Here is a 4,044-nt window from a genome sequence, read left to right on the forward strand (position 1 = left end):
GTGATCATGCCGCCAAACAAAGCTTCTGGATGCGCCTGTAATACATCTTCTGTTAAAGGCTTGGCTCCGGAGCTTTCTTTCCAAGTTCCGTCAGGGCCCACGACCCGATAATCCTGATTGATATGATCATCCTGACGTCCGTCGATATAGACAAACTTATCCATCATCATCGGTATATACATTTCTTCCGGATACCAGGAGAGTTTAAACGTGTTGGATACATAGTCGAAATGTTCTGCCAAAGTCTCTCCGGTCTTGCCGGTCAACATAAACCAGGGACTTCCGATTTGATAAGGTTCGGACAGATGTCTTTTGAATCCAAACTTCGCAAAGAAACTGGCGCTCGCTTTTGTCATACCGCGAATAAATCGACTTTTCGGGAAGGCGATCACGTTGGTAAACGTATAATATTTGTCCGCTTTCTTTTTGAGTTCGGGAGTTTCCTGGTGAGCCACATAGTAGTAATCCTTTGTCGGATCCTTCTCCAGGAACTTTACGATATCTTCTCTTTTTTTGATGGGAATCATTCCATCCGTTAGGTTGATGTAATAATCGAAATGATCATATTGGAGGGAATCTTTGATTTGAATGATGGTCCCTCTAGCCAGAGACAGGTCGCCTTCCTGAGCGAATTCCTGTGTTCTGGAGATATGAACACGAGGGTGATCGGCAAAGGTAAAGGAAACTTTATCGCGCAGATCATCGTTATTGATCATGACGAACGCATGGTCGTTTTGTTTCACTAATTGATTTAAGGTTTCAACGATTTCGTCATAGTCTCGATCGGATTGTAGTAAATATGCGATTTTCATGTTAATTAACACCTCATAAGCCGTATTATATCATAAAAAAGAGGGAATAGAAATTGACATAAACATTATAATGTTATAATCTTTGGTCAGGAGGGCATTATGGAAATCAGAGAGTGCAAATGGTTTGAAAATTTTAAAGAAAATTGGATATCGGGCCAGGAGGTCCAGACGTCTCAAAAGCTTTATAAAGATGCCAAAGGGTTTTACGAATCGATCGATGAATCCCTGGATCCGCAGACGGTGATGTATACTGTCTACACTTGCGAACAAGGGGATCCCAAGACGGGAAACTTGAATTGGGGATTGTCGGTGTTGGAACCGGTGACCGTGAAGGGTGAATGCAATGTCACGCGAGGACATTTTCATGAGGATCTGGACTGTGATGAAATTTATGTCTGTGCCCAGGGAGAAGGCTTTTTGTTGTTGATGGACGAGAACGGTAAATGTACGGCAGAGATCATGAAATCTGGTTCGATCCATCATATTGACGGGCATCAGGCTCATCGTCTTGTGAACACAGGCGATACCCAGCTGGCGGTCCTATGTTGTTGGCCAAGTACGGCGGGGCATGATTATGAACGCGTAGAAGCTATGCCATTTTCCGCCCGCGCATTTAAAATCGACCATCAGATCATTTGGAAGGAAGGAGAATAAGATGCACTATATTAATTTTGAATCAAAATATGATCGTTTTCCCACGACAAAAATATCGGGATTTCAAGCGTATCGGGGATACGATGCGATTTATGAGGAACTGCATTCGAAATGTGGATCGGATACGGTTTTAGTCTTTGATTATTATCCGGGTGTGGATGAAAATGAAGTGATGCAGTTGATCGACCGCTTTGATGCCGCCGTAAAGATTGCCACATACGATATTTTTAAAGAATCAGCGCAGATCAACGAACAATTGAAATATCATATTACCGAAGACCGTGTTTTTGGAAAGATGTATTATGGTGATTTTATCGACTTGATCGATGAAGATCATTTGGCAGCTGCAAAGAAACAAGTGCAAGACACCAAAGGATTACGAATCGTCTATGGAGTGGCGGCTTCTTTAGTGGCCAAAGGAGATGTTCTTGTCTATTTTGATATGGCTCGCTGGGAGATCCAAATGCGTTTTCGTAAAGGAATGCCTAACTACAAGATGGATAATGCCGATGAAGATAATCTTAGAAAATTCAAACGCGGTTACTTTATTGAATGGCGCTTAGCCGATAAGCATAAAGCGCGTTTGTTTGATCAGTTTGATTATGTGGTCGACACCAATAAATCAAACGATCCCAAGATGATCACGGGAGAAGCTTTTACGACAAGTCTGAAGGCGTTGGCTCAGAAGCCATTTAGAACGATGCCATATTTTGATCCGGGTGTATGGGGCGGACAATGGATGAAAGAAGTCTGTCATTTGGATCCGGATCAGGATAATTTCGCCTGGAGTTTTGATGGCGTTCCGGAAGAAAACAGCATTTTGTTTGATTACAATGGCACAGTTGTGGAACTGCCTTGTATGGATCTGGTGTTATACCAGCCTAAAGAACTTTTGGGAGAGCAGATCTATGCACGCTTTGGTGCCGAGTTCCCAATCCGTTTTGACTTTTTGGATACGATGGATGGGCAAAATCTTTCCTTGCAGGTGCATCCTGTCACAGAGTATATCAAGAAGAACTTTGGGATGAATTATACGCAGGATGAAAGTTATTATATTTTAGATGCGCAAGAAAATGCCTGTGTCTATTTAGGTTTACAAGAAGGAATCGATAAAGAACAGATGATCGAAGATCTGCGGGCAGCCCAAAAGGGAAAAATTGTCTTTGATGCCGAAAAATATATCAATAAGTGGCCGGCCAAAAAACATGATCATTTCTTGATCCCGGCAGGAACTTGTCATTGTTCAGGAAGCGGAGCGATGGTTTTGGAAATCAGCGCGACTCCGTATATCTTTACCTTTAAACTGTGGGACTGGGAACGCCTTGGTTTGGATGGTTTACCGCGACCGGTTCATGTGGAACATGGCAAAGAAGTAATCCAGTGGTATCGTACGACACAGTGGGTCAAAGAGAATCTGGTCAATGCGACCTATGAAGTCAAAGAAGAGGGAAATGACTGCCGCATTGAACATACGGGTCTGCATGCTCTGGAATTTATTGAGACAAGGCGATATACTACAGATAAGATCACGGTTCATGATACGAAGGGAACTGTGAACATGTTGAATCTAGTCGATGGTAAAGAAGCAATCATTGAAAGTCCGGATCATTCCTTTGAACCATTTGTCGTTCATTATGCCGAGACATTTATTCTCCCGGCTTGTGTTGGAGCCTACACGATTCGGCCTTATGGAATGAGTGAAAACGAAGAAATCAAATTCGTCAAAGCGTATGTACGATAGGAGGTGTTAGAATGCAAATCGATACGCATCGAGGCGCACCCCCTTTATATCTTCAAGTCAAAAATGATTTGAAACGTAAAATTGAAGAAGGAATCTATCCAAGAGGATCCCTGATTCCACCTGAACCTCAGTTGGAAAAGATGTTTCATGTAAGCCGCATCACGATTCGGCAGGCCATCATGGAGCTTGTCAAAGAAGGATATGTCAATAAGAAGCGCGGTAAAGGAACCAGTGTGACTTACAGTGACAAGATCAACGAAAATGCTTCGGCGATCCGCAGTTTCACGACGGAACTAGAATATCGAGGGATGATTCCAGGGACATCTTATGTTTCGATAGAATCCATCCCTGCGTCCAAAGAAATTCGAGATCTGCTGGAACTGGCGCCCCAGGAAAAAGTTTATTGTTTGGTTCGCATTCGAACCGCCAATAAGAAACCGATCGTATTATTTCAAACGTACATCCCGGGACGTTATGATCTTTCGTTAAAGGAAGATGAATACAGGGGGTCGATGTATGATATCTTTGATCAAAAAGGGATTGGTCGACCAGTCACGATCAAGGAAACGTTTTCGGCGATGTCTTCCTCAAAAGAGATTGCCCAAGCTTTGGGGATCGATGAACAAGAACCGGTCTTGAAACGAGTTCGAATCGCTTACGATGAACATAACCAACCCATCGAATATACGATTTCTTATTATAATGGCGCTCGCTACGAATACTCGATCGAGCTGCATGACCGTTAAAAAAAAACAGCACTTGCTGTTTTTTTGTTTATTCAGGCCGGTAATGGGCGACCAGATGTTTGTCACCGATGCTGTGGGAAACAATGCAGCG

The 4,044-nt window shown here is 43.0% G+C and carries 4 protein-coding genes; 3 read left to right on the forward strand and 1 reads right to left on the reverse strand.

Going from position 1 to position 4,044, the window contains the following annotated elements:
* Positions 1 to 812: beta-1,6-N-acetylglucosaminyltransferase (locus Q0J48_RS06755; RefSeq protein ID WP_296242729.1), on the reverse strand; the 812-nt coding region annotated here is incomplete at its 3' end.
* Between the two features lie 99 nt (positions 813 to 911).
* Between Q0J48_RS06755 and Q0J48_RS06760 the strand changes: the two genes are divergently transcribed.
* The 3 genes from Q0J48_RS06760 to Q0J48_RS06770 are packed head-to-tail and all read left to right on the forward strand — an operon-like array spanning position 912 to position 3,953.
* Positions 912 to 1,466: a glucose-6-phosphate isomerase family protein gene (locus tag Q0J48_RS06760; RefSeq protein ID WP_296242730.1), complete on the forward strand. Its 555-nt coding sequence runs from the start codon at positions 912 to 914 to the stop codon at positions 1,464 to 1,466.
* A 1-nt stretch (position 1,467) separates the two neighbouring features.
* Positions 1,468 to 3,207, forward strand: coding sequence for a class I mannose-6-phosphate isomerase (locus Q0J48_RS06765; protein WP_296242731.1), 1,740 nt, complete (start codon positions 1,468 to 1,470; stop codon positions 3,205 to 3,207).
* An 11-nt stretch (positions 3,208 to 3,218) separates the two neighbouring features.
* The gene (locus Q0J48_RS06770) at positions 3,219 to 3,953 is read left to right on the forward strand and encodes a GntR family transcriptional regulator (RefSeq protein ID WP_296242732.1); all 735 of its coding nucleotides are present in this window, start codon (positions 3,219 to 3,221) and stop codon (positions 3,951 to 3,953) included.
* The last annotated feature ends 91 nt before the right edge of the window (positions 3,954 to 4,044 follow it).

This window comes from uncultured Faecalicoccus sp. (assembly GCF_944325745.1).
In the GTDB taxonomy this organism is placed as follows: Bacteria; Bacillota_I; Bacilli_A; order Erysipelotrichales; family Erysipelotrichaceae; genus Faecalicoccus.

What these genes read in the sequence shown, in the direction of transcription:
- Q0J48_RS06765 (WP_296242731.1), top strand. Translation starts at nt 1,468, where the DNA reads ATGCACTATATTAATTTTGAATCAAAATATGATCGTTTTCCCACGACA.
- Q0J48_RS06760 (WP_296242730.1), top strand. Translation starts at nt 912, where the DNA reads ATGGAAATCAGAGAGTGCAAATGGTTTGAAAATTTTAAAGAAAATTGG.
- Q0J48_RS06770 (WP_296242732.1), top strand. Translation starts at nt 3,219, where the DNA reads ATGCAAATCGATACGCATCGAGGCGCACCCCCTTTATATCTTCAAGTC.